Genomic DNA, 24,039 nt, shown 5'->3' with positions numbered 1-24,039 from the left:
ATGCAAAGAAAAAACAATCTCCTCTTTTTTTCTTTCTTTTTTCATGTTAGAATAGTTTCATGAATAAGATATATATTTCAAAAGACGCAAATGTCAGACTAAAAGAATACTTAGAAACACTGGGTTACAGTTTGGAATTTGTAACATCAGATGGCATTGTCGATAAGGCAATTTCCAGTCATCCCGACACTTTTCTGTGTAAAATGGGCGTTGAAACCAATTCGCCTATTTTTTTCGCTGCTGCAGAAGACCTAGGCAAAGATTATCCTGCTGATGTAAGTTTTAATGCTGCCTGCACCGGCAAATATTTTATTCACAACCTTTCCCTGACCAACGAAAAACTGCTTCTCGCAGCCAAGGAAATGGGCATGGTTCTTATCGATGTTCATCAGGGCTACACCAAATGCAGCACGGTTATCGTGGATGAAACCTCTATTATCACCTACGATGAGGGAATTATCAAGGCTTGCAGCCAGTATCCGGATATTTCCGTACTTCGGGTTGCCCCTGGATTTGTTCGCCTTGACGGCTACGATACCGGCTTCATTGGAGGCGCTAGTGGAAGAGTCGGCAAAGAAATCATCTTCCACGGCGATTTGTTCGGGCACCCGGATTTTTCTTCCATCTTGGATTTTATCGAAAAGCGTGGACTTGCCTGCAAATGGTTTCCGCAGTTTAAGCTGACCGATATCGGGTCGATTTTATGAGCATGCGGGCTGCTTTGCGCTGAGATTGCGCTGAGACGGACTGGCTTTCGCTACGCAAGGCTGGGTTCCTGGCTATGCCGCCGCTCTGGGTTCAGACGTTGACAAATTTCTTGGTTTTTTGTATTTTTGTCAACAAATGCAAAGAAAAGAATCAATTTTTTCATCATTTTAATGCATTACTTTGACAAAATTGACAGATTTCCATTATTTTGTCAATTTAGTCAATGTTTTCAACAAAAAACCATGACAAAATTGACAAATTTCTTGATTTTTGTCAATCCTGTCAATATTTGTGTAAAATATCGGGTTTCCAATCAAGAATATGCTTCATTTATTGACAAAAAACCTTAAATAATAGGAATTTGTCAATACACAAAAACAAACAAGAGAGCAAATACAATTTGCAAACCTTGCAGTATATTCCGGAGATATCAAAAAATGCGGAAGGATGCGCACCGTAGAAATCACAAAATCAAAGATTTTGGATTTTCTGGCGTTTGACCTGCCATCGACTTCAGGCAGAAACCAGGCTAGGACTTCATGTAATGGAGGTGAAAGAAAGTGAAAAAGCATGCCATTATCCCCATCTTCATCCCTCATAAAGGCTGTCCCAACGACTGTATTTTCTGCAATCAGAAAAAGATTACAGCAAGGCAGCATGCGCCGACAGAGGAAGATGTTGTAAGCACTATCGAAACCTGGCTCTCAACACTGGAACCTGCTGGCACAGAAACGATTGAAATCGCTTTCTTCGGCGGCAGTTTTACGGGGATTCCAATAGAGGAACAGTCTGCCTATCTCGCTGTCGCCAAACGCTACAAGGATGCGGGTAGAATTCACAAAATCCACCTGTCCACAAGACCGGACTACATCAACGAACATATTTTAGACAATCTGAAAGCCTACGGCGCAGATGTCATTGAACTGGGTGTTCAGTCCTTTGATGACGAAGTTCTAAAACTTTCTGGAAGAGGGCACGACAGCGCCATCGTATACAAAAGCGCTCAGCTGATCAAGGACTACGGTTTTGAACTGGGGATCCAGCTGATGATCGGGCTTCCGGGAGATTCCCTCGACCGCTGTATTTTTTCGGCAAAAGAGACTGTTAAAATCAGTCCCTCCATTGCACGGCTTTATCCGACGGTGGTGATACGGGATACCGCCCTTTACGACCAGTATCTTTGCGGTCAATACATACCGCTGACACAGGAAGAAGCGGTGCTTCGCACCAAAGAAATGTACAAAATCCTCACAAACGCCGGTATCAACATCATTCGCGTCGGGCTGAAAAGCACAGATATCATAAACGAAGACGGCGATATCAACAGCGAAACTTATCACCCCGCTTTCCGCCAGCTGGTCTTAAGCGAACTGGCAAAAGAGGCGCTGGAAGCGCTTTTATTGGAGACAATGCTTCCGCAAAGCGAGACTGTGAAGGTAGACTTTTACGCAAACGGTAAAAACTTCTCAAATATGGTAGGACACTGCGGCTGCAACAAGGCGTATTTCCGAGAGAAATACCCGAACCTGCGAATTTTATATAAGGTCAATGACGCACTTTGCGACCATCAATTTGAAATTAATATTAAAGGAGATAAATAAATGAAAGAAACATCAAAAGCTGTAGTTACAGTCATAGGAAAAGACATGGTAGGAATCCTCGCCAAGGTTTCCACTGCCTGTGCAAATGCTAACGCAAACGTAATCGAGGTAACCCAGTCCGTACTGGACAGTTTTTTCTGTATGGTTATGATTATTGACATTACCGAAACTTCCCTTTCAATCGATGAGCTGCAGAAGTCTATCGCTGAAGCAGTTCCTGCTATGCAGGTTCATGTCATGCACGAGAATATCTTTAACTCCATGCACAGAATTTAATGGAAGGAGGGATATAAGAATATGCTGAATATGAGCGATATCATGGAAACCATTACCATGATTCAGGAAGAAAACTTAGATATCAGAACCATCACCATGGGCATTTCCTTAATCGACTGCGCTGACAGCGATATCGATAAGTCCTGCGAAAAGGTTTACAACAAAATTCTCCGCCTTGCCAAAGACCTGGTCAAGACCGGCGAATCCATTGAAAAAAAATACGGTATTCCTATCGTAAATAAACGAATTTCTGTTACCCCTATTTCCATGTTGGTGGGCGTTTCCGGCGGCGATCCCGTAAAATACGCAAAAACGCTGGACAAAGTTGCCCACGAGGTAGGCGTGAACTTTATCGGTGGCTTTTCCGCTCTGGTGCAGAAAGGCTTCAGCGCTGGCGACAGAGAGCTGATTGAGGCAATTCCTCGCGCTCTTGCAGAGACCGAACTGGTTTGTTCTTCCGTCAACGTAGGTTCTACTAAAGCCGGAATCAACATGGACGCAGTTAGACTCATGGGCGAAAAAGTACGACAGGCATCTGAACTGACGAAAGATAGACAGTGCATTGGTGCTGCCAAGCTGGTAGTATTTTGCAATGCCGTTGAAGATAATCCGTTTATGGCAGGCGCTTTCCACGGCGTAGGAGAAGCCGACTGCGTACTCAGCGTCGGTGTTTCAGGTCCAGGCGTTGTGCGTTCCGTCTTATCAAAGATGCCGGATGATGCACCGCTTAACGTAATCGCCGAAGCCATCAAGAAAACAGCATTTAAGATTACTCGTATGGGTCAGCTTGTCGGTATGGAAGCAGCTGAAATGCTCGGTGTTCCATTTGGAATTGTAGACCTTTCTCTGGCGCCGACTCCTGCCGTTGGCGATTCTGTCGCCCACATCTTAGAAGAAATCGGACTGGAGCAGTGCGGCGCTCACGGCACAACAGCTGCCCTTGCTATGCTCAACGACGCGGTTAAAAAAGGCGGCGTAATGGCATCCTCCAGTGTCGGCGGGCTTTCCGGTGCTTTCATTCCAGTCAGCGAAGACGCAGGCATGATCGCAGCTGCCAGAAACGGCGTACTTTCCATCGAAAAACTGGAAGCTATGACTGCTGTCTGCTCTGTAGGTCTTGACATGATCGTAATTCCAGGAGACACTGCCAGCGAAGTCATTTCCGCAATCATTGCAGATGAAGCAGCCATCGGTATGGTCAACTCCAAAACAACTGCGGTCAGAGTCATTCCTGCCATTGGACTTTCTGAAGGCGACGAACTTGACTTCGGCGGACTGTTGGGCTACGGACCGGTTATGCCTCTGCGTAGCCAATCCCCTGCCAAGATGATTCACCGCGGCGGCAGAATCCCTGCACCGCTACAGAGCTTGAAGAATTAACATTAGGAAATTAGTATTAAAAAAACCTGTCCGGCTTTTTCATTTGCCCGGCAGGTTTTTATTTTCCATTGAATTTTCGTACCTATTCCGTTTTTTTGCAAAAAAGGTATCAAAAATTAGGAGTTGTTTCATGCTAACTAAAAGGTTTTGAGCAAATGGACCAAAATTTATTGTACCTTTCTGTTTTTCAACGGAATATTTTCATGCAAATATTCCATTATACGAAAGTTTATTCCTTGATTTCCATATAATAGGAAAAATTATTCTGAGGGTTTAGTACCTTTTTTGCAAAAATCGCCTAAAGGTACCAATGATACATTTTGTTCATTTGCCATACCCACCTGAAGCTTTGCTCCGAGGAAGGATAGGGTTGTTATTTTAATATGAATCTCAGTCCCCCGGCGTTAAATGGATTACCGCAATTTCCGGCCGGTTAAGAAACCGCACCGGCACCGGACTGCTGCCGAGGCCCCCGCAAATAAAGAGCTTCATAGCGTCCATTTCGTAAAGACCCTTGGTATAAAAAGGTTCGCCGCCGGCAAGTTCCGGAAACCATGTTCCCCTGTTGTTCAGCCCGCCGACAAAGGGCAGCCGTACCTGTCCGCCGTGAGTATCTCCGCACATCGCTAAATCCACGCCAAAATCAGAAAAGGCTTTAGAATTGCTGATATGGGCCGCCAGAATATTGTATCGGCTCTCATCCAGTGTGAATTCATTATGCAAGTCGAAGGCGTCGGAATAGTAGACATTATCAATTCCATAAAGGCGCAGGCTGGTTTTCCCTATCTCAATATCACGACTTTCATATCGGATCACCTCTACTCCTGCCTTAGAAAGTCTCTCCTCGAACTCTGAATCATTGTCGTGTTCCCCATTTACTGCATAAACCGGATATTCTTCTGCAAGATCAGAAAGCAGCTGTTCTGCCACCTCCGCTCCCCGACTGTCGCCTGCAGAAAACATATCTCCCGTTGACACGATAAAGTCTGGTTTCGCTGTCTTAACTGCTTCTATCAGCCACTTGTTGTCCTCACCGAATTTCCACCCATGCAAATCCGTAATCTGTACGATGGTCACTTCATCTTGTATTTTTTCACTCTCGATGGTCACTTCCGTCGTTGTAAGCGTAAAAGTGCCATAGTACCAGATTCCTGCCAGAATCAGGCAGTACAGAATAAAGTGCAGGCAGCCATGATGTTTTCTTCGTCTCTTCACTTTTATTTCATTCATTTTCGTTTCAGACTGCGCAGGTAGTCTTTCGTCTCCTTGTCAATTCTATAGCTTTCAATCGCTTTTTGCAGTGATTTGTTATGAATCCATTTGTCCAGCGTCTGTCCTTCAAAAAGCCCGACAGTGCTGTCATACTGCTTAATCAGAGCAAAGCTGTAATACCAAGCAATTGCCATGTTGATATAATAGTCGTCTCTGTGTATCTGTGCTAAAATTTCCAGCATTTCCGGTCTGAATTCATCATCCAGAAATAGCTGCAGCTGAGTTACAATCCCATATCGTACCGTATAAGTATCCGCACTTTTCATCCATTCCAAAGTCTTGTTATAAAGCCTGTTTAAATCCTTCTTAAATGCCTTCGGCGTAAAGCTGTCGCAGGTCGCCCAGTTATCGATATAAGGCAAAAATTCCTCTGTCATGGAAAGCGCTGTATCAAAATCCTTTGCAATCTGTTCGATGAGAAATGCGTGAAGATTGTTTTCTTCATAATATTTATGCGGTAATTCTGTCAGGAATGCGGCAATCTTCTGATCTGCTGCCATCTTCTTTGCAAGTTCCTTTGCCAGCTTTCTGAGAGCCGGAGTACGTACGCCGATGATGTTCTCCTTCTCATAACCCGGCATGAGCCTTGCGTGAAAATCCCTATATTTCAAATCTTGCAATGCAAATAATTGTTCTTCAATTTGCTTCATTTTCAGTTACCTTTCTCTTATAAATTTCTTCCAGTATATCATCAATCCACTGTAATGTCATCGCATATCTTTCTCATAAATCTCTTACAATTTTCTTAAATCCGATTATACCTCTTGACAGATAGTACTACGCATTGTATAGTATTACACGAAAGGGGGTATAATCCATGATTAACCCACAGATGAAAAAGGGACTCCTCGACGTCTGCGTACTGTCAGTACTCAGCCGAGGCGATTCCTACGGATACAAAATCATCAAGGATTTATCCGACTATATCAAACTGTCAGAATCCACTTTATATCCCATTTTGAGGAGACTGGAAGCATCTGACTGCCTGATGGTCTACACCGTAGAGCACAACAGTCGTCTTCGCAAAATGTACAAACTGACAGAAACCGGCAAAACCCAGATCAGAGAATTCCTTACCGGCTGGGAAGAAATTGAAATTATTTATCGATACATCAAGGAGGGATTAGAACATGAATAAAGAAATCTTTCTGCACCAGCTGCGAATCAGGCTGACCCAACTTCCGCCACAGGAGACACAGAAACGACTTGATTATTATGCTGAGCTCATCGACGATATGGTCGAAGACGGTGTCAGTGAAGAGGCTGCAGTTGCCAGTTTTGGCGATGTAAATCTGCTTGCACAGCAAATTCTTAGGGAAGCTTCCCTGTCTCATCTAGTAAAAGCAAAAGCTACACCAAAGAAAGGATGGACAACAACCGCCATTATCCTGGCTGTCATCGGTTCTCCTCTCTGGGTGCCCCTGCTATTTGCGTTCATTGCAGTCATCGGCTCTATCTTTATCGTCATCGCAGCAGTCATCATTGCTATCTTCGCAGTAGTCATATCCATTGGATTTGCTGGGATTATACTGCTATTTAAAGCATTTACGCTAACAAGCAGTGGTATCGGTTATGTGCTGCTCACCATCGGCTTCAGCTTTATCTTTGTTGGTCTGTGCCTTCTGGGCATTCTTGCCGCAAAGGCTGCCGCAGTCTACCTTACTCAATTCTCACGCTATATCTATGGGCAGATAAAGAGTCTGTTCATCAAACAGGAGGTGTAATAGATGAAACACAGTACAAAAATTATCCTACTTGCCTCTGCAGGTCTGATTTCTTTCGGTCTCATTCTGTCCATTATCGGTCTAATCTGCGGCGGTTCTCTAACAAATATTATGGAGAGCGACCTCTGGCGTTTTGTAGGTTTTAAAAAAGTTCACTACGATAATACTTTTGAAAATGACAATACATATCACATCTCCGCATCTTCCATTCGTTCCATCAGTATCGACTGGATTGACGGCGATATTTCCGTCACCCCTTACGACGGCGATGACATCATTTTAACCGAATCCTCAAACAAAGAGTTAGACGATGAATACTGCCTTCGCTACCGGATTAAGCACGGCGTTCTTCAAGTCGAATACTGCAAATCCAACTACTATATCGGTTTTTCCTTCTCCGATAATGATGATAATCTCCCAATTAAAGCGTTGGAGATAAAAGTTCCCAAAAATATAGCGGAAAGTTTGCAGGAACTGGACGTTGACGCAATATCTTCCGACATCTATCTGGAAAATATCGCGGCGCAGGCGCTGTCTATTGATACCATTTCCGGAAACTTAACGGGGAATCTCCTGCTGGCTGATGACATCACCTTCGATTCTACCTCCGGCTCCATGGATTTAAAGCTGTCGCATTGTCCTTCTTCCTTTGAAATGTACACAATCAGCGGTGACTGTGTTGTGTATCTTCCAAAAAAGCCTAGTCTGGATTGTGACTTTGACACCATCAGCGGCAATTTCCACAGTGAATTTGACATCAATTTTAAGGATGAAGACGAATTCATCATCGGCAGCGGCAAAGCTTCCTTTGAATTTTCTTCCACCAGCGGAGACATGACCATAAAAAAACTGAAACTTTAGGAAATTCTTCCAATCTTCTTTGACCCTTCCCGGGAATTATGTTAAAATATTTTTAAGTATTTTAATTGCTGGGGAGGGCTTTTTTATGTGCGCATTTGTAGCATTCAATCAGGTAAAAAAAGTATATCATATGGGAGAGGTTTCCATCGAAGCACTGAAGGACGCTACCTTTGAAATAGAAAAAGGTGAAATCTGCGTCATCGTTGGCGCTTCCGGTGCAGGAAAGACCACCCTTTTGAATATTTTAGGCGGTATGGACACCTTGAGCGGGGGCTCCGTCATCTTAGATGGTACCGATATTTCAAAGTTCGACAAGAAACAGCTGACTGCCTATCGCCGCCATGACATAGGATTTGTGTTCCAGTTCTACAATCTGGTACAGAATCTGACCGCCCTCGAAAATGTCTCGCTGGCAACCCAGATTTGTAAAAATCCGCTGGATGCCCGCACCGTTATGGCGGAAGTGGGACTCGGTCACAGAATGAACAACTTCCCTGCCCAGCTTTCCGGTGGTGAACAGCAGCGTGTCGCCATCGCTCGCGCCCTTGCAAAAAATCCAAAGCTGCTCCTCTGCGATGAGCCCACGGGAGCTCTTGACTATAACACCGGCAAAGCTATTTTAAAACTGCTACAGGATACCAGCAGAAAAAATGGCATGACCGTCGTTATTATCACGCACAACTCCGCGCTAACTGCCATGGCTGACAGGATTATTCATATCAAAAACGGCACCGTTTTTTCTGAAGAAAAGAATCAACATATTGTTCCTGTTGAAGATATCGAATGGTAAGAGAGGTCGCCCATGCTAAAGAAATCTACATTTAGAGAAATCAAATCAAGTCTTGGTCGCTATCTTGCCATTCTCGCCATCGTCGCTCTGGGCGTAGGCTTTTTTTCCGGACTAAAGGTCACCCGGCAAGCCATGATTGCCACAGCAGGAAACTATCTTGATGCAAACAATTTTTTCGACTATCAGGTCATGAACTCACTGGGTTTCGAAGAAGAGGATGTCACTGCTATGGCAGCCCTTAAAGACGTAAAAAACGCCGAGGGCTCTATCAGCTGTGACGTGCTTTATCATACTGATAATGTAAAAACCGACCAAGTGCTGAAACTGCATTCCCTGCCTGAGAATATCAATACCTTAACTCTAAAAAGCGGTCGCATGCCAAAAGCTGCAAATGAATGCATTATCGACTACAACCTCCTCGATGAAGATCCCATAGGCTCTGTAATCCATTTGTCCAAGGATAACGAAGATGACACACTGGACATGCTGACCCATGACACCTATACCGTTGTGGGAACCTGTGTTTCCCCCATTTACCTGAATTTTGAAAGGGGCTCCACCGCTCTTGGAAATGGATCCGTTTCCGGTTTTGCCTACCTCGGAGACGGAGGTTTTGATACGGACTATTACACTGAAATTTACCTGTCCCTTGTTGAAAATTTTCCCATTTACACCAGTGCATACAAAGATCTCATCTCAAGAACGGAGGATGCCGTACAGACACAGGTTGACATACAAGCAGACCGCCGCTATGACGCTATCGTGACAGAGGCACGCAAAGAGCTTACAGAAGCTCAGAAAGAATATGACAAAAACTACAAGAAATATCAGAACGAAAAAGCTGATGCCCAGCGAGAACTTGCCAGTACCTATCAGAAGTTGACAGACGGCAGAGCCGAAATTGCCAAAAACAAAGAGAACTTAAACAAGCAGGAAAAACGCCTCAAAGATAATCAGGCTAAGGTAGAACAAGGGCTTGCTGAAACCGCAAAAAAACGAGAAGAATTTGAAGCAAATAAAGCTTATCTGCCACCGGAACAGGCTGCACAGACCGAAGCGCAGCTTTCTGCTGCCGAAAAAGAACTGCAAAAGAATCTAAAAGAAATTAAAACAGGTTTTACGCAAATAAGCGAAGGCAGAAAGAAGCTTTCCAAGTCCGAAAAAGAAATCGAAGACGGCTTCACCGCCTACTATAAAGGCAAAGCGGAAGCAGATGAAAAGTTTGCAAAAGCAGATGCGGAATTTAAAGATGCACGAATAGAACTTGCCGATGCCGAAAAAGAAATCGAAGACATCGAAACACCTGACACATATGTGCTGGACAGAAATACCAACATCGGCTACGCCTGTTTCGAAAATGACTCCGGTATTATCGATGGAATCGCAAAAATCTTTCCGATTTTCTTTTTTCTGGTAGCAGCCCTTGTGTGTATGACTACCATGACAAGGATGATTGATGAACAGCGAACCCAGATTGGCGTTCTGAAAGCTTTAGGCTACAGTAACGGCGCGGTCATCGAAAAATATATGTTCTATTCGGGAAGTGCCGCTTTAATTGGCTGTATCATCGGCTTCTTCTCCTGCTGTTACATCTTCCCGATTATCATCTGGCACGCCTACGGCATGATGTACGATTTCAGCGCAGACCTTGTCTATATCGTCGATAAACCGCTGGCAGCCTCTGCTCTTGCAGTTTCTCTGCTGTGTTCCATGGGGACTACCCTGTTCTCCTGCTATGCAGAGTTCAGAGAAGTGCCTGCCCAGCTGATTCGCCCCAAAGCCCCGAAAAATGGAAAGAGAATTCTTCTGGAGAGAATTCCTTTCCTCTGGAATAAGCTGAGCTTTCTCTATAAGGTATCGTTTAGAAATATTTTCCGCTACAAAAAGCGTTTTTTCATGATGGTACTGGGTATCAGCGGCTGTACTGCCCTGCTTCTGACAGGTCTCGGCGTCAGCGATTCTGTGCGAAACTTCGCTGACTATCAGTACGACGAAATTCAGGTATACGATTACAGCATCACATTTAATAAGGAAATGACAGAAACTCGCCAACAGCGCTTTTCTGAAAAAAATGCTTCTTCTATAGACAAGCTGATTTATCTCCACCTAAGCAGTGCCGACCTAGTGACAGAGGACGCTATAAAATCGGTCAACTTGATTGCAGCAGACAGTTCTGACTTTGGTGATTTCATAAGGCTTCATGATAACGCCGGTAATCCAATTTCCTACCCGAGCCAAAAGGAAGCGGTTATCTGCAGAAAGCTGGCTAACACCTATAATCTTTCGCCAGGCAGCGATTTTATTCTGCGAAACAAAGATGGAAAGGAAGTTCATCTTACCGTCAGCGCCGTCTGCGAAAATTACGTGCAAAACTACATCTATATTTCACCGAAGGCTGTAGAAAATGACTGGGGCGGTCTTCCGGAAATAAAAGCTGCGCTGGTTTATGCCGCTTCTGATTCTGCTGCAGACGGCTCAAATGCAGATACGGGCGATAACACCGCGCATATCTACAGTTCTTCCGCCAGCGTCCTAAATGATTCCTATGTAGCTGCAGTTTCTATCAACCACGATTTCAGAATCCGCGTAGAAAACATGATGGAAAGTCTGGACTACGTTATTCTGTTGGTTATCCTCAGCGCTGGCGCACTGGCGTTTATCGTGCTTTACAACTTAACCAACATTAACATTACAGAGCGAATTCGGGAAATCGCTACCATCAAAGTGCTGGGCTTTTATCCTGGTGAAACCTCTGCCTATGTGTTCCGCGAAAACTTTTTCCTGACAGGAATCAGTGCCCTCGTAGGACTTATTCTGGGGAAAGTACTCCATGCTTTTGTCATGAGCCAAATCCAAGTGGATTTAATTTGCTTCGACGTGCGAATCGCACCGCTCAGCTACGTACTTGCCGTGATTCTTACATTTGCCTTTGCCACAATAGTCAGTCTCGCCATGTACTATAAGCTGGAGAAAATCAGCATGACTGAATCACTAAAATCCATCGAATAAAACATCATGCTTCGCTGCGTATTTGCATACTTGCACAATTATCCACGACAGAAAAAAAGTTTTCTTAAAAGGCAATTTCGCCAAAAATAAGAAAACTTTTTTCTGTAGTCAACAAACGCGCAGCAGGCTCTCGTCTATTCAATATATCCTACTACATCGCCTGCCTTAAAAACATGTTCATCTTCGATGAGAATTTCTTTGAGGATGCCGCTGACCGGCGCCTTAATCTCTACGGTTTTCTTGTCCACTTCACCCTCACAGACGGTCTGCCCCTCCTTAACAGCTTCTCCCACTTCCACCAGCCATGTGATGGTTCCTTTTTTTGCTGTTAAATCAATAGGCTGCTTCATACACTCACAGTTTCTGTAAGGCTGCGGCTTTGGCAGCAGACTTTCCGGCACGATAATTTCCTTTGCCATCTCTTACGCCTCCTTCTCATCTTCTTCATAGAACGGACATTTCTCTTCCAGGCACTGGGCATTTTTCCCATGGTATCTGCATTTGATGTCATCTGAAATCTCCATATGTAACCCACATTTTTCGTTGATATACGGCACACCCTCCTGCGCCGCCAAAAAGGAAGTCCTCTTGCAGCACCTAGGTCCCGGATATTTGGAAATCGCAATCAGACTCTTACCAGTTCCCTCGTTTGCCCACTGCCAGTTTTCCACAGAAAGAGGCGACGCTCCGGTATATACACTGATAAAAATGCCAATGCCTACTGCCGCACCACAAGTACCGCAGTTTCCACAAAATCCAGGAGGCACGGTCTTTGCCCGTTCTTCTGTTAGCACAAGCCAGTTATCCAGTTCCTCCCAGGATTTTCCCTCCTGAATCGCCGCAATGCACAGCAACGCCGCCGGCATGATAAAGTGGTGATACGGACAGTGCATAGGCATGCCCTCCATGTTCATCAGCTTCATCAGCGCTTCGTCCGCTTTGAGATTTTTTCCCTCTTCATATATTTTTTTACAGACCGCTCTCATATCTGTAAAAACTTCATCTTTCATTATAAATGCCATGATTACTCACTCCTTCCTGCTAAAAAATTCAATATATCTTCTTTATTGGATGTTCCAAAATATGCCTCAAGCTTTATTCCCTTCAGGGCTTTTTCTATGGCGCTGTAAGAAAATTCAACGCCCTGCAGTCTCGCAGAGATTTCCCCAAAATCTTCCAGCCCCAAATAATCTCCGCTAAAAGAACAACTTTTGATTTCGCTACCCTTGATATTTCCATGAAAGGTCACTGTACCTACAGGAAATCTGCAGCTTGCCTCCATGGTACATATCGGATTCCTGCCGAAATTCCATTGTCTGTTTCCATATCTGCGCTCGATGAGAGTCGCGATTTCCTCTTCTTCATCTGGGCTCATTTTCCCAATGAGTTGACAACTTTTTGATAGTTCCTTTCCCCAGTCTTCAAAGAAAATATCTGCACTGATATGTCTAAGCGCAGGCACCAGTCCACGCAGATTGGAAACTCTGCTGCGTACAGAGGTAACGCCTTTCGACACTAATTTTTCCTTCTTTGGCGTCAGAACTTTTTCCATAGCAGCAAGATTACAATCAAAGAGAATGCAACCATGAAAAATCCCACGTTCTTCTCTCTGTGTCATGGCTGTACCGCTGATTTTCACTACATTTCCTGAGGAATCCGTCATACAGATGTCGTTTCTGCCGTTTGCAAAACATGGTGCGCCGCAGCTCTGCAGATAGCTTATCATCATCTGCAATCCCTGCGCTGCCTTCTCCTCAAAGACCCCATCTGGGAAAATGAAGGAAAAATTGATATTTCCCAAATCGTGAAAGACTGCGCCGCCTCCTGTCAATCTCCGCACTATTCCGATATGCTCACGTGCCGCAGCTGCCTCATCAACTTCTGCCAGCGTGTTCTGATGTCGACCGATGATAACTGAGGGGTTGTTGCGCCAAAGATAAACGGTATCTTCCTCCACATGATTAAAAAGCATCTCTTCCCTTGCCAAATTATGACTGGGGTTATGACTTCTTTCGATGATTAAATTCATAACAGACCTCGCACGGCTTCCTTTAATAGTTCTCCCTCCGTAGGGTGCGGAAATACCTGCTCCAAAAACTGCTCTGCAGTCATCTCAGCAGCAATCGCTGCCTGTCCGATTTGAATGATTTCTGAAGCCAAATGAGAAACCACATGAAAACCTTTTAAGATGTGGGGTTCTTTTTCCATGACTGCCTTTGCAAATGCGCCCTGCGTGCCGAAAATCACGCCGCCTGCCATCATATCTGTCGAAAGATAACTTTCTACCATGCCTTCTTTGCAAATACTGCCTGCTGCCGCTGCCTCAAGGGGCGTAAAGATACACTGGGCAGTAACGATGTTTGGTTTTATGCGTTCGGTTCTTTCCCCGGTCACCGCCGCACCAACTTGTCGGCCATCCTCTGCTGCCATATCCGCTGTAAAATGTACGCCTTTGCAGTCTCCAATCAAGTGAATTCCTGCCGTCTGTCCTTTAATCAACGGAAGCTTCGGCTTTCTTCCGCAGCAAAATACCATATTCTCAAAAACACCGGATACGCTGTTGGTCTCAAGCTGTACACCCAGGCTTCTCAGGTAGGAGGCCATGGCATCACTGATGTCCTTATCCCATCCCGGCAGAATTCGCGGCATATGCTCGTGCAGAGTAATCTGAACGCCCGAGGACTGTAAAATCACCGCAAGTTCCACCCCAAGGACGCCGCCTCCAATTATATCAAGTCGTTTTGGCAGATTTTCCAGCGTAAGAAGCTGTTCTGCAGTAAACTGCTGCTCTGCGGTAAAGTTTTCTGCACTGATTGGCTCTGAGCCAGTGGCAACAATAATTTCATCACACATCAGACAGGTTCCATCTGCCAGTGACACCTTGCCGGTCTCTATCTGGCTAACCTCCGCTTCTAACAGCTGAACCTTCTGCTTCTGCAGCATATATGTCATGCCGTACACAAGCTGCTGAATCTTCCCAGTAGCTAACTTACGCAGATCCTTCGGGGTTAGCTCCGTTTTCGCAAAACCGCTTCGAATTAGAGTCTCTGCCGATTTTATCACCTGCAAATAAACTCTGGTCGGAATACAGCCGCTGTTGACACAAGTACCTCCGATAGAGTTCTTTTCTATTAAAACTGTTTCAATTCCTCGGCGTCTAAGCCCCATTGCCGCCTCATAGCCAGCCGGACCGCCACCGATTACGATGACTTTCATGGAAACGGTCACCTCCTGTATCAGTGTTTTGGTAAAACTCTCAATTAAAACCCAATCTATCACTAGATATTATCTATTATAAAACTTTGTCTTATCTATTGCAACAAAAGCAGTACGAAGATTTTTGTATTCCGTGGTAAATCTATTGCATTTTTGCCGGCAGATGATAAAATAAGCTTAACAATATATTTTGTCGAAAAGGGGAACATTATGAAGAAAGCTAAACAAATCGGCGTAATTGCTTTGTTTCTTGCAGCAGTCTGCCTCATCTGTTTCTTTTTCGGACGCTCGGTTGGCAAATCTGCCGGTGTTTCCGAAATTGATGCAGTAGTGCTGGAGAATAAACTGACGGAAATTAGTGAGCTCGCCACGATTACTTACTCATACACCAATATGGCTGAATTTGAAAATAGTAAAGATTTTTACGGAATTAAACTTCCTTTCACCACCAAAGGATTTATCATTACCTACGATGGAGAGATTAAAGCCGGTGTCAATCTTTCCAATGCTGAGATTTCAGTTTCCGGGCAAAAGATTTCGATTACTCTCCCTGAGGCTGAAATTCTGTCCCATCAGATTGAGGAAGACAGTCTGGAGGTTTTCGACGAAACCACCAGCATTTTCAACCCGCTAAAGGTCACCGACTACAACAGCTTTAACAAAGACCAGAAAGCTGAGATGGAGAAAAAAGCCACTGCCAAGGGGCTCCTTACCGAAGCAAAGAAAAAAGCTGTAGATACAGTCAAGGGCTTTATCTTGCAGCTTATTCCGGAAGACTGGACAGTCGAGGTTGTCTAAGTTCTTCTTTGCACATCTCCTATTATTTTCCGAAAAATGTAGGTGGAATGTAGGTATAGAAAAAACCAACGGGCAAAACCGTTGGTTTTTTAATGATTTTCTGGCGGAGGACAACGCTTTGTACTTCGTACAAAGCTCCTACAGGAGCCTGCGAATATTGAACAGCAGAGGATCGCAGGCTCCTTTCGCTCTCCCATTTTGCATTGCGGGCGAAGTCCTGCGCAAAATGGGGATGGGACACTCTCACCCACGCGTGGATTCTCGCCCCATTAGATGCTAAGTCAAAAAATAAAAATGACACCCATCAGAGTGTCATTTTTATTTCTGGCGGAGGACATGGGACTCGAACCCACGGGGCTGTTACACCTTACCGCATTTCCAATGCGGCTCCTTAGCCACTCGGTCAATCCTCCAAGCACCATTATAATTTACCACAAGTTGAGGAAGATTGCAAGTAGTTTCTGCTATGTTTTTAAAACATTTTTTTGCAGCAGGTTTTTGATGCAAAACAAAACCTTTACTCTGCGCATAATTCTCTACCTATCTTTATTTCATCGTGCTACAGCAAATATCTTTGATATTGCCTGTCAGGCAGTGTATTACACACAAAAAAAGCGGCGCAGCCATATCTGCTTCCACGAATTTTCCGCTGACCGCACCAGGGTCTGTCCTGTCGTGTCCTGCAAGAGTTGTCCCCCGCCAAAAAATCATTGAAACGCATTCTGCCCACATTGACCCTGTTTACACATATTTTCATATTTTTCCTATTTACCCATTGACAAAGTAGGAAAAAACATTTATACTCATATTAACTTCACAGACAGGAAATTGAAAGAAAGGAGTCCCTATCATGAAAAATTACAATTCTGCTTTTGTAATGATAAATATGATGACAACTATGTACATGTGGATGTTCTCCCTGTGCATGTCTTTAAGTGCAGCAGAATTCGGTTGGGTCTCTCCTTCAAAAGTACGTCGCGTTATCGCTTAAACGATACACAAGGTTCAGTTACGTATCAGCCCGGAAGACAAATCGAATCTTCCGGGCTGTTTGATTTTTGTAAGAAAGGAATTAAGACAATGAAACACTATTTTCAGGAACTTGTCAGAGAGAATTTCCGATTCGGACGAATGTGACTAATCCGCATCACTGATGCTAAGCAGTAAATCTATATTATAAATGTAAAATCATATAAACAGAAAGGAAAATAATCATGGCAAACTATAAATTTGAAACACTCCAGCTCCACGTAGGACAAGAAACTCCAGACCCAGCAACTGACGCTCGTGCAGTTCCAATTTACGCTACAACTTCTTATGTATTTCATGATTCTGCACACGCTGCAGCACGCTTTGGACTTGCTGACGCAGGCAATATTTATGGTCGTCTTACCAATTCCACCCAGGACGTACTGGAGCAGCGCGTTGCCGCTTTAGAAGGCGGCAACGCCGCACTGGCGCTGGCTTCCGGCGCAGCTGCAATTACCTATACCCTGCAGGCGTTAGGGCAAAATGGCGGTCACTTTGTTTCACAGAAAACCATTTACGGCGGCAGTTACAACCTGCTGGCTCATACCCTACCTGGCTTTGGCATTACTGCAAGCTTTGTGGATATTCACAATCTGTCTGAGGTCGAGGGTGCTATCAACGAAAATACCCGTGGAATTTACATCGAAACCTTAGGAAATCCAAACAGTGATATTCCTGACATTGACGCGCTAGCACAACTTGCCCATAAGCATGGGCTGCCTCTCATCGTAGACAACACTTTTGGCACGCCTTATCTGATTCGTCCCATTGAACATGGCGCTGACATCGTCGTCCATTCTGCAACTAAATTTCTTGGCGGTCATGGTACAACTTTGGGTGGCATTATTGTAGACGCCGGCAAGTTTGACTGGGCAGCCTCCGGAAAATTCGACCCAATCGCCGCTCCAAATCCTAGCTACCACGGAGTTTCCTTTGTGGAAGCTGCAGGTCCGGCGGCCTTTGTCACCTATGTCCGCGCAATCCTGCTTCGTGACACCGGAGCGACCATCTCTCCATTTGCTGCATTTTTGCTCTTGCAGGGTGTAGAGACTTTATCCTTGCGACTTGACCGTCATGCAGAGAATACAAAAAAAGTTGTGGAATTTCTTACAAAGCACCCTCAGGTAGAAAAGGTAAACCATCCGTCTCTGCCTAATCATCCGGATCACGACTTATACCAGAAGTTCTTCCCAAACGGCGGTGCTTCCATCTTCACTTTTGAAATCAAAGGCGGCATTGCCGAAGCACACAAGTTTATCGACAATCTGCAGATTTTCTCTCTGCTTGCTAACGTAGCTGACGTTAAAAGTCTGGTGATTCATCCGGCTACAACGACCCACAGCCAGCTTAATGAAGAAGAATTGGCAGAGCAAGGTATCAAGCCGAACACCATTCGTCTGTCCATCGGCACAGAACATATTGATGATATTATTGCAGACCTCCAAGGCGGATTCAATGCAGTAAAATAAAATCCTTCTAAAAAGGCTTCAGCGAAAATGCTGAAGCCTTTTGTTTAACTGATTCAACTTATTATTTTACAGACTCTTCTACCACGTTCATCATTTCTTCGATATTAATTACGCCGGTATGTCTGACTTCTTTCTTATCTAAATCTTTTAAGCCCTTCGGCACGCGCACGCCGGTCTTTGCTGCCAACGCTTCCACATAGCGGAATCCATTTTCTTCCTCTCCAAGGCCGATTGATTTTGCAACGCTTTCAGCAAACTTATAAGCGCTAGCCGTGGATGCAATGACGGTCGGTGTGGTATCCCCTGTCTCCTTGCGATAATCTTCATAAACCTTATACGCCACTGCAGTGTGGGTATCCATAAGATAGCCATGCTCCGCATACATCTGGCTAATAGTCTCGTTGGTTTGTGCAACATCCGCATAGCCGCCATAAAAATCAGCAAGGCCTGCTTTGATTTTATCGCTGACTTTGTAAACCTTTTCGGTGTCTAACTGCGCCATCAGTGCCTTGATTTCCTCTCCATTTCCGCCGGATAAATGATACAGAAGCCGTTCCAGATTGCTGGAAATCAAAATGTCCATGGACGGTGAATTAGTCAGATAAAAGTCTCTCTTGATATCATATATACCTGTATTGATAAAGTCTGTCAAAACTTTGTTTTCGTTGGAAGCACAGATAAACTTGCCCACAGGAATGCCCATCTGCTTTGCATAGTAACCTGCCAAAATGTTCCCAAAGTTTCCGGTCGGCACCACGATGTTCATCTTTTCGCCATTTTTAATCGCACCGCTTTCCACCAGCTTTATGTAGCTGTAGACGTAGTACGCAACCTGTGGCACCAATCTGCCGATATTGATGGAATTAGCCGAAGAAAGCTTACACCCAGAGGCTGCCAGTTTTTCGGCAAATGCGTTGTCATTAAATATTTTCTTTACGCCAGTCTGCGCATCATCAAAGTTTCCGTTGATAGCAAAGACATGGGTGTTTGCACCCTCCTGAGTAATCATCTGACGCTCCTGCACCTGACTGACGCCCTGATTCGGGAAAAATACGATGATTTCTGTTCCCGGCACATCTGCAAAACCCTCCAAGGCAGCTTTTCCGGTATCTCCAGAGGTTGCAGTCAGAATGCAAATCTTCTTATCTTCATTTTCTTTCTTGATGGCAGTGGTCAGCAAATATGGCAGAATAGACAGAGCCATATCCTTAAAAGCTGCTGTTCTTCCATGATACAGTTCCAGAAAATATGCGCCGCCTGCTCTGACAATCGGTGCAATATCCGCAGCTTCAAATTTTTCATCATAAGCGCCGTTGATGCAGTACTGCATCTCTTCCTCAGTATAGTCATCGAAGAAAGCACCGATTACTGCGAGAGCAATCTCCTGATAGGTTTTTCCCATCATATCTTCTATATTAAACGGAATCGCCGGAATCTCAGTCGGAACGTAAAGACCCTTATCTTCAGAAAGTCCCTGAATAATCGCCTGTGCCCCTGTCAGTTCCTGCTTGCTCCCTCTTGTACTCTTAAATTTTCTCATTATAGCTTTCTCCTTCTATTTAAAATTTATAAAAATAAAAAATTCTACTAGACAACAATCATTTTTAAGTATATAATAAATAGCGTGAGATTTCAACTGCTCATTGATAATTTTTAAATATGCTTCCATGGTCAAGTGGTCAAGACGCAGCCCTCTCACGGCTGAATCAGGGGTTCGACTCCCCTTGGAAGTACCATAAACAACACCGCTCAAAACGTACTAATTTCAACGATTTGAGCGGTGTTTATTTTCCGTTAAAAGTACTATTTTATGCCTTTTTATGCTAAAAGCTCCTTTCTGCGGAATGCGCAAGATAAATTGACTATTGCATAATCTCTTCATTCGTGGTATATTGGTGTCAAGAGGAAACCCTTGAAAACGGTCAACCTGTAACGATTGAAATAACCGCTAAGTTTGTCAGGCTCAGGCGGTTATTTTATTTCCTTCACAATTCTGTAAAGAATCAGCAGATAAACTACATCAAATATGTACTCTGTCCGAATAGCAATATCCGTCATCGCTACCATAAGTTGAACATGCAACCCATAATCCATTAGCATATTCAACAATATAGCCCTCTTTTTCTGATATATTTTCACAAAGAAGCCAGCCTATTCCATCTTTGGAATAGTCCATGCCCCGCCCATATATCCTCCAACAATCCAAATATCATTGGCATATAAAATAATTTCCATTATCTAAGCTAGCAATCCATAACCCGTTTCCATAATAAATATTTTATTAAAAACCCCAAAAGTACTAAATCACTTCCATTTCACAAGTCTATGTAAAGGCACTCAGCCAGAGTGAGTGCCTCTTTTCACTAATGCATGCGGTTAAAACTCACTTCTTTACCCGTTTCGCTTTTTCCAGTGACTTTTGACCAAACAATCCGTCAGCAGTGATACGCTGACGGCGCTGAAAGCGCTTTACCGCATCTTTTGTTGCAGGTCCGTAAATACCGTCAACATCCAGAGAATTTCCATACCAGTTTAGAAATTGCTGCAGCTGTCTGACCTTTTTTCCACGGTCACCCAGAATGAAGTAGCCACGCTTTGGCAAGGTAATGGTACCGGTATAGGTATGCTTTTTCTCTCCGCTTCCACTACTAGTTTCATAATTTTTGTAGCACCAGTTTAAATCAAATTTGCCGGGCACATTCTTAAAACGCCCTACATCACTGTACTGCCACATAGCGGTCCTTCCTTTATAGGAATTCGTATCATTATACTGTGCTACCCACACATCAATTCCCTGTAAACTGCCTATTTTTTCAGTCAGCCAAGAGTAAGAAGCATAGACCCCAGCCTTTCGACCCTGTTTGCGGACCTCTTTGACAAAAGCTTTCACTACTTTAGTAAGTGCTCGCTTTGACAGTCTGCCCAGGGTCATAGCGTCCTCTACATCCATCCAGATTGGATAGTCGAAGGTCTTTCCTTTGCACAAAGCCACTGCGTGGCGAGCCTCTCGTCTAGCCTGAGACACCGTTACTGCGGTCGAGTAGTAATATGCCCCAAACCCCAGATTTGCTGCACGCGCCATCTGATAGTTATGAGAAAAGGTGCTATCCTCCATCGTTCCGCGATAGCCGCCTGCTCTTGCAATAACAAAGCGGACACCCGCCTTTTTCATCCTGTTATAATCAGCTTCCGTCAGCCTGCCGTTCCAATAACTAACATCAATGCCTTTCTTTTTTGCCATAAAAAACACCCCAGGTTATCCTATGCCGAGGTGTCCATTTCTGTGCTATTCCACAGCTTCCATTATATAAAATTATTCCTGTGTCTCAGGCATTTTGCTCAAATATTCTTCTCGAACAGCTGGCACATAGTACGTGCTGTAGCAAATGAGGTCATCATCTTCATCAATACGCACATCAAAAGCATAGTAAGGCATGAAAATATTGCACTGCGGTCCCGTCAGATATACAAGAGATGAACGCTCAATATTATCAAGAGACGGCAGCTTCGTATTGCCTGCCACGTACTTTCCCTTCTTGAGAAGTTGTTTTGCCTCTTCAGCTGTAATAATCGGGTACTCCTCAATCTTCTTGCCTGATGCCAGATTATCCATCATCATAATGCCGATTAGCTGTCCCTCATCGTTTAGTTCAAACCTCATACGCTTCAGGTTATATCCCACAATCTGCTCCTGCAGATTTTCTCCCCCGTCATAACCGGATAAAATCCAATGCGGCTTTCTCTCCTCATCGTAAAATATGCGAACACTGACCCTCGGGTTCGAGAATTCCATTAATCCCCCGTACTGTTCCAAAAGATACGCGGTCACCTGCTCCGCTTCTTCACTGTCCATTTCAGAATCTGCTGTCTTATGATCCTGCAGAAGTGACTTTGGCTGTGCAAATTTTATTTCCGTAAAATTATTATATGTCACAGTGATATTGCCATCGTCTGTATACGCAGTTGCCTTAAATGCTTTCTGCAAAGTTCCGTCTTCTGGCTTCGTATCATCGGATTTCTCTTTTCTCTCATACTTGATCTCATCTATCGTCATATTCATTTCAGCTGCAGCTGCCCGCAGTTTTTTGTCCAGAAAGGCATCGCTGACCGGTATCGCTTTTTCATCTGCCTCTCCTGCATAAGCGATGTTCTCATATACCGGAAGAAACTCAACCTCAGTATCTTCTTCCCATGGGTTTCCATCCTCTTGTGTCGATGGGTTTCCAAGCTTTTTCTTTGGCTCTTCCGCTTTCGTCGCATAGCGTTCAACTGACAAAGTCGGCAGCTTATCGCTCTCTTCTGCTGCCACATTCTGACCATTTCTATCGGAAGACCCATTTCCGATTTGCTCACCAGACGGCAGTAGCTGCACAGCGCCCAGTACGAACATCAAAAAACATGCCGCCGCTATACTGCTATAACGAAACCACTTCTTCCGCTGCATGCTCCTTCTCTGCGCTGACTGAAAATCTGCTGCTTCCTTAATATATGCATCATCAATTTCATTGATATGAAATAAAATATCCTCTTTCTTCATAACACGATTCCCTCACTTTCCAGAGATTTTTTCAGTTCTTTTCGCATACGAAAAAGCATGGATGTAATTCGGTTCGGATTCATCGAAAATTCCTCTGCAATTTCCTTAACAGAACACAAATACCAGTACCGTTTTACAAATACTATCCGATTCAATCTGGACTGCCTTGCCAGAAATTGATTGATAACCTCGACTACTGCCATTTCATCCGCCAGCGTTTCCACCTCTGAACGTTCACCGACACATTCCTCCAGTTCTGACAAAGCCAGCGCAACCTGTCCTTCCCCTCGCTTTTGGGCATTGCGCCCTTTATACCGGTTCAGCGCCAAATTTCTGGTTATCTTCCCCAAATAGGTGGAAAGCTGTACCGGTCGTTGAGGTGGAATTGCATTCCATGCACGCATGTAGGCATCATTGACACATTCCTCCGCGTCCTCGCTGCTTCTGAGGATATTGTAAGCTATGTAATTACAATATTTTCCGTATTTCTTGTCCGTCTCCGCAATAGCTTCTTCGCTTCGTGCAAAGTAAAGCTCTACGATTGTGCTGTCCTCCATAGCCATCTCCCTTCCCTAATCATCACCACTTTTTTTCTTCTCTATTGCAACTCTAACTTCATTTTATCAGGTGGGAAAAAAAATCGCAAGAAAAAAGGAGCAATACTGCTGCTTACGCATTGCTCCCGCATTTCATTTATTTCGATTGCTCCAGTTCGAGCTTTCGTTTCATATAGGTTGTTCCTGAAAATTTATTATGTTCATTCATCAGAATTTTCGCCTTGGCAATGTTGCCCTTTTTCAAAGCAATCAGAATCTCCGTATGGTCATTAATACTCTGCTTGCGGTTTTCGCTGACAGCCTGATAAGCAAAAGTGCACATATTGATTTGATTCTGCGTCTTTGCCGCACACTCTCTGATAGTCCTGTTGGTACAGTATTCTATCATAGTCTGATGAAAACAATCAGATGCCTTGTGAGAACCTTGCTCGTCATCGGTTTCATAAGCAGCTTTCTGCTCCGCAATGATATCCTCCAGTTCTTCAACGAGGTATTTTAGCGTATCCAGACCCTGATATGTATCAATGACGATATCAAAGAGATAGCAGTTGGCTTCAATCAGTCCCGCTTCTTCTTCCTCCGAAAGCTTGATAATACTAGGTCCTACATTATGCTTCTGCTCTACAAAACCTTCCTGAATCAGTCTATTAATAGTCTCTCTTACAGGGGTTCTGCTGACAGAAAAGGTTTTCGCCAGTTCCTCAATATTTAGTCTGTCTCCCGGCACCAGTTCCCGATTCTGTATTTTTTGCAAAATCAGGTCATAAATCTGATCGACAAGAGACGTTCTCTTTACTTTCATCTTTTCACTC

Annotated in this window: 25 protein-coding genes and 2 tRNA genes; 13 read left to right on the top strand and 14 right to left on the bottom strand. The window is 44.2% G+C overall.

From position 1 onward, the window contains the following. Positions 1 to 59: 59 nt before the first annotated feature. The 4 genes from V1225_RS07255 to V1225_RS07240 all read left to right on the top strand — a co-directional run bounded on the left by V1225_RS07255 (position 60) and on the right by V1225_RS07240 (position 3,965). Positions 60 to 707 (top strand): DUF6873 family GME fold protein, encoded by a 648-nt coding sequence (locus V1225_RS07255; protein WP_160202700.1) that lies wholly within the window; start codon positions 60 to 62, stop codon positions 705 to 707. A gap of 561 nt (positions 708 to 1,268) precedes the next feature. Further along, positions 1,269 to 2,309, top strand: coding sequence for a radical SAM protein (locus tag V1225_RS07250; protein WP_160202701.1), 1,041 nt, complete (start codon positions 1,269 to 1,271; stop codon positions 2,307 to 2,309). Beyond that, positions 2,310 to 2,585, top strand: coding sequence for an ACT domain-containing protein (locus V1225_RS07245; RefSeq protein WP_160202702.1), 276 nt, complete (start codon positions 2,310 to 2,312; stop codon positions 2,583 to 2,585). It abuts the gene before it with no gap. Positions 2,586 to 2,606: 21 nt separating this feature from the next. Beyond that, a complete protein-coding gene (locus V1225_RS07240; protein ID WP_160202703.1) occupies positions 2,607 to 3,965 on the top strand; it encodes a PFL family protein in 1,359 nt (452 codons plus the stop codon). 390 nt (positions 3,966 to 4,355) lie between these two features. Here V1225_RS07240 and V1225_RS07235 read toward each other — a convergent pair whose 3' ends face one another. Together V1225_RS07235 and V1225_RS07230 are read right to left on the bottom strand one after the other, a co-directional pair. Beyond that, positions 4,356 to 5,180: a metallophosphoesterase gene (locus V1225_RS07235; protein ID WP_161908251.1), complete on the bottom strand. Its 825-nt coding sequence runs from the start codon at positions 5,178 to 5,180 to the stop codon at positions 4,356 to 4,358. An 11-nt stretch (positions 5,181 to 5,191) separates the two neighbouring features. Further along, positions 5,192 to 5,887: a DNA alkylation repair protein gene (locus V1225_RS07230; protein ID WP_161908252.1), complete on the bottom strand. Its 696-nt coding sequence runs from the start codon at positions 5,885 to 5,887 to the stop codon at positions 5,192 to 5,194. A 167-nt stretch (positions 5,888 to 6,054) separates the two neighbouring features. Between V1225_RS07230 and V1225_RS07225 the strand changes: the two genes are divergently transcribed. From V1225_RS07225 to V1225_RS07205, 5 genes are all read left to right on the top strand, one after another. Then, complete coding sequence (locus tag V1225_RS07225; RefSeq protein WP_201759594.1) at positions 6,055 to 6,375, top strand: PadR family transcriptional regulator; 321 nt, start codon at positions 6,055 to 6,057, stop codon at positions 6,373 to 6,375. After that, entirely contained in the window at positions 6,368 to 6,961 is a 594-nt protein-coding gene (locus tag V1225_RS07220; protein ID WP_160202706.1) for a DUF1700 domain-containing protein, read from the top strand. Before V1225_RS07225 ends, V1225_RS07220 begins: the two co-directional genes overlap by 8 nt. A gap of 3 nt (positions 6,962 to 6,964) precedes the next feature. Next, entirely contained in the window at positions 6,965 to 7,822 is an 858-nt protein-coding gene (locus tag V1225_RS07215; protein WP_338548121.1) for a DUF4097 family beta strand repeat-containing protein, read from the top strand. An 85-nt stretch (positions 7,823 to 7,907) separates the two neighbouring features. After that, positions 7,908 to 8,612: an ABC transporter ATP-binding protein gene (locus V1225_RS07210; RefSeq protein ID WP_160202708.1), complete on the top strand. Its 705-nt coding sequence runs from the start codon at positions 7,908 to 7,910 to the stop codon at positions 8,610 to 8,612. A 12-nt stretch (positions 8,613 to 8,624) separates the two neighbouring features. Next, positions 8,625 to 11,621 carry an FtsX-like permease family protein gene (locus V1225_RS07205; RefSeq protein WP_338548119.1) on the top strand — a complete coding sequence of 999 codons (2,997 nt, stop codon included), beginning with the start codon at positions 8,625 to 8,627 and terminating at the stop codon, positions 11,619 to 11,621. A gap of 134 nt (positions 11,622 to 11,755) precedes the next feature. Here V1225_RS07205 and V1225_RS07200 read toward each other — a convergent pair whose 3' ends face one another. Genes V1225_RS07200 through V1225_RS07185 form a run of 4 tightly spaced genes read right to left on the bottom strand, consistent with a single transcriptional unit; the run spans position 11,756 to position 14,837 of the window. After that, the gene (locus V1225_RS07200) at positions 11,756 to 12,040 is read right to left on the bottom strand and encodes a lipoyl domain-containing protein (protein WP_161908255.1); all 285 of its coding nucleotides are present in this window, start codon (positions 12,038 to 12,040) and stop codon (positions 11,756 to 11,758) included. 3 nt (positions 12,041 to 12,043) lie between these two features. After that, the gene (locus tag V1225_RS07195) at positions 12,044 to 12,643 is read right to left on the bottom strand and encodes a DUF5714 domain-containing protein (protein ID WP_338548116.1); all 600 of its coding nucleotides are present in this window, start codon (positions 12,641 to 12,643) and stop codon (positions 12,044 to 12,046) included. A 2-nt stretch (positions 12,644 to 12,645) separates the two neighbouring features. Then, a complete protein-coding gene (locus V1225_RS07190) occupies positions 12,646 to 13,650 on the bottom strand; it encodes a lipoate--protein ligase (RefSeq protein WP_338548114.1) in 1,005 nt (334 codons plus the stop codon). Further along, positions 13,647 to 14,837 (bottom strand): FAD-dependent oxidoreductase, encoded by a 1,191-nt coding sequence (locus V1225_RS07185; RefSeq protein WP_338548112.1) that lies wholly within the window; start codon positions 14,835 to 14,837, stop codon positions 13,647 to 13,649. Before V1225_RS07185 ends, V1225_RS07190 begins: the two co-directional genes overlap by 4 nt. Positions 14,838 to 15,047: 210 nt before the next feature. Between V1225_RS07185 and V1225_RS07180 the strand changes: the two genes are divergently transcribed. Beyond that, positions 15,048 to 15,635 (top strand): DUF4230 domain-containing protein, encoded by a 588-nt coding sequence (locus V1225_RS07180; protein ID WP_160202714.1) that lies wholly within the window; start codon positions 15,048 to 15,050, stop codon positions 15,633 to 15,635. A 325-nt stretch (positions 15,636 to 15,960) separates the two neighbouring features. On the opposite strand, the gene V1225_RS07175 is transcribed toward V1225_RS07180, so the two are convergent. Beyond that, a tRNA-Ser gene (locus V1225_RS07175) sits at positions 15,961 to 16,048 on the bottom strand. A 133-nt stretch (positions 16,049 to 16,181) separates the two neighbouring features. Next, positions 16,182 to 16,346 carry a hypothetical protein gene (locus tag V1225_RS07170; RefSeq protein ID WP_160202715.1) on the bottom strand — a complete coding sequence of 55 codons (165 nt, stop codon included), beginning with the start codon at positions 16,344 to 16,346 and terminating at the stop codon, positions 16,182 to 16,184. Between the two features lie 139 nt (positions 16,347 to 16,485). On the opposite strand from V1225_RS07170, the gene V1225_RS07165 reads away from it, so the two are divergent. Beyond that, positions 16,486 to 16,626 carry a hypothetical protein gene (locus V1225_RS07165; RefSeq protein ID WP_160202716.1) on the top strand — a complete coding sequence of 47 codons (141 nt, stop codon included), beginning with the start codon at positions 16,486 to 16,488 and terminating at the stop codon, positions 16,624 to 16,626. A gap of 223 nt (positions 16,627 to 16,849) precedes the next feature. After that, entirely contained in the window at positions 16,850 to 18,133 is a 1,284-nt protein-coding gene (locus V1225_RS07160) for an O-acetylhomoserine aminocarboxypropyltransferase/cysteine synthase family protein (RefSeq protein WP_251630236.1), read from the top strand. 61 nt (positions 18,134 to 18,194) lie between these two features. Here V1225_RS07160 and thrC read toward each other — a convergent pair whose 3' ends face one another. Then, positions 18,195 to 19,673 carry a threonine synthase gene (gene thrC / locus V1225_RS07155; protein ID WP_160202718.1) on the bottom strand — a complete coding sequence of 493 codons (1,479 nt, stop codon included), beginning with the start codon at positions 19,671 to 19,673 and terminating at the stop codon, positions 18,195 to 18,197. A gap of 121 nt (positions 19,674 to 19,794) precedes the next feature. Between thrC and V1225_RS07150 the strand changes: the two genes are divergently transcribed. Next, positions 19,795 to 19,869, top strand: a tRNA-Glu gene (locus V1225_RS07150). A gap of 235 nt (positions 19,870 to 20,104) precedes the next feature. On the opposite strand, the gene V1225_RS07145 is transcribed toward V1225_RS07150, so the two are convergent. The 5 genes from V1225_RS07145 to V1225_RS07125 form a co-directional block, all read right to left on the bottom strand. Next, positions 20,105 to 20,239, bottom strand: a complete 135-nt coding sequence (locus tag V1225_RS07145; RefSeq protein WP_279261549.1) for a hypothetical protein — start codon at positions 20,237 to 20,239, stop codon at positions 20,105 to 20,107. 277 nt (positions 20,240 to 20,516) lie between these two features. Beyond that, positions 20,517 to 21,374 (bottom strand): GH25 family lysozyme, encoded by an 858-nt coding sequence (locus V1225_RS07140; protein WP_161908262.1) that lies wholly within the window; start codon positions 21,372 to 21,374, stop codon positions 20,517 to 20,519. Positions 21,375 to 21,446: 72 nt separating this feature from the next. Continuing rightward, entirely contained in the window at positions 21,447 to 22,670 is a 1,224-nt protein-coding gene (locus V1225_RS07135; protein WP_160201580.1) for a hypothetical protein, read from the bottom strand. Next, a complete protein-coding gene (locus V1225_RS07130; RefSeq protein WP_160201579.1) occupies positions 22,667 to 23,227 on the bottom strand; it encodes a sigma-70 family RNA polymerase sigma factor in 561 nt (186 codons plus the stop codon). The genes V1225_RS07135 and V1225_RS07130 overlap by 4 nt, the downstream gene beginning before the upstream one ends. A gap of 136 nt (positions 23,228 to 23,363) precedes the next feature. After that, positions 23,364 to 24,029, bottom strand: coding sequence for a GntR family transcriptional regulator (locus tag V1225_RS07125; RefSeq protein WP_160201578.1), 666 nt, complete (start codon positions 24,027 to 24,029; stop codon positions 23,364 to 23,366). Positions 24,030 to 24,039 lie beyond the last annotated feature (10 nt).

This window comes from Emergencia sp. JLR.KK010, assembly GCF_037018265.1.
GTDB lineage: Bacteria > Bacillota > Clostridia > Peptostreptococcales > Anaerovoracaceae > Senimuribacter > Senimuribacter intestinalis.
Note: the sequence above shows the minus strand (reverse complement) of the source record. Positions and strands in the feature narration are given on the sequence as shown.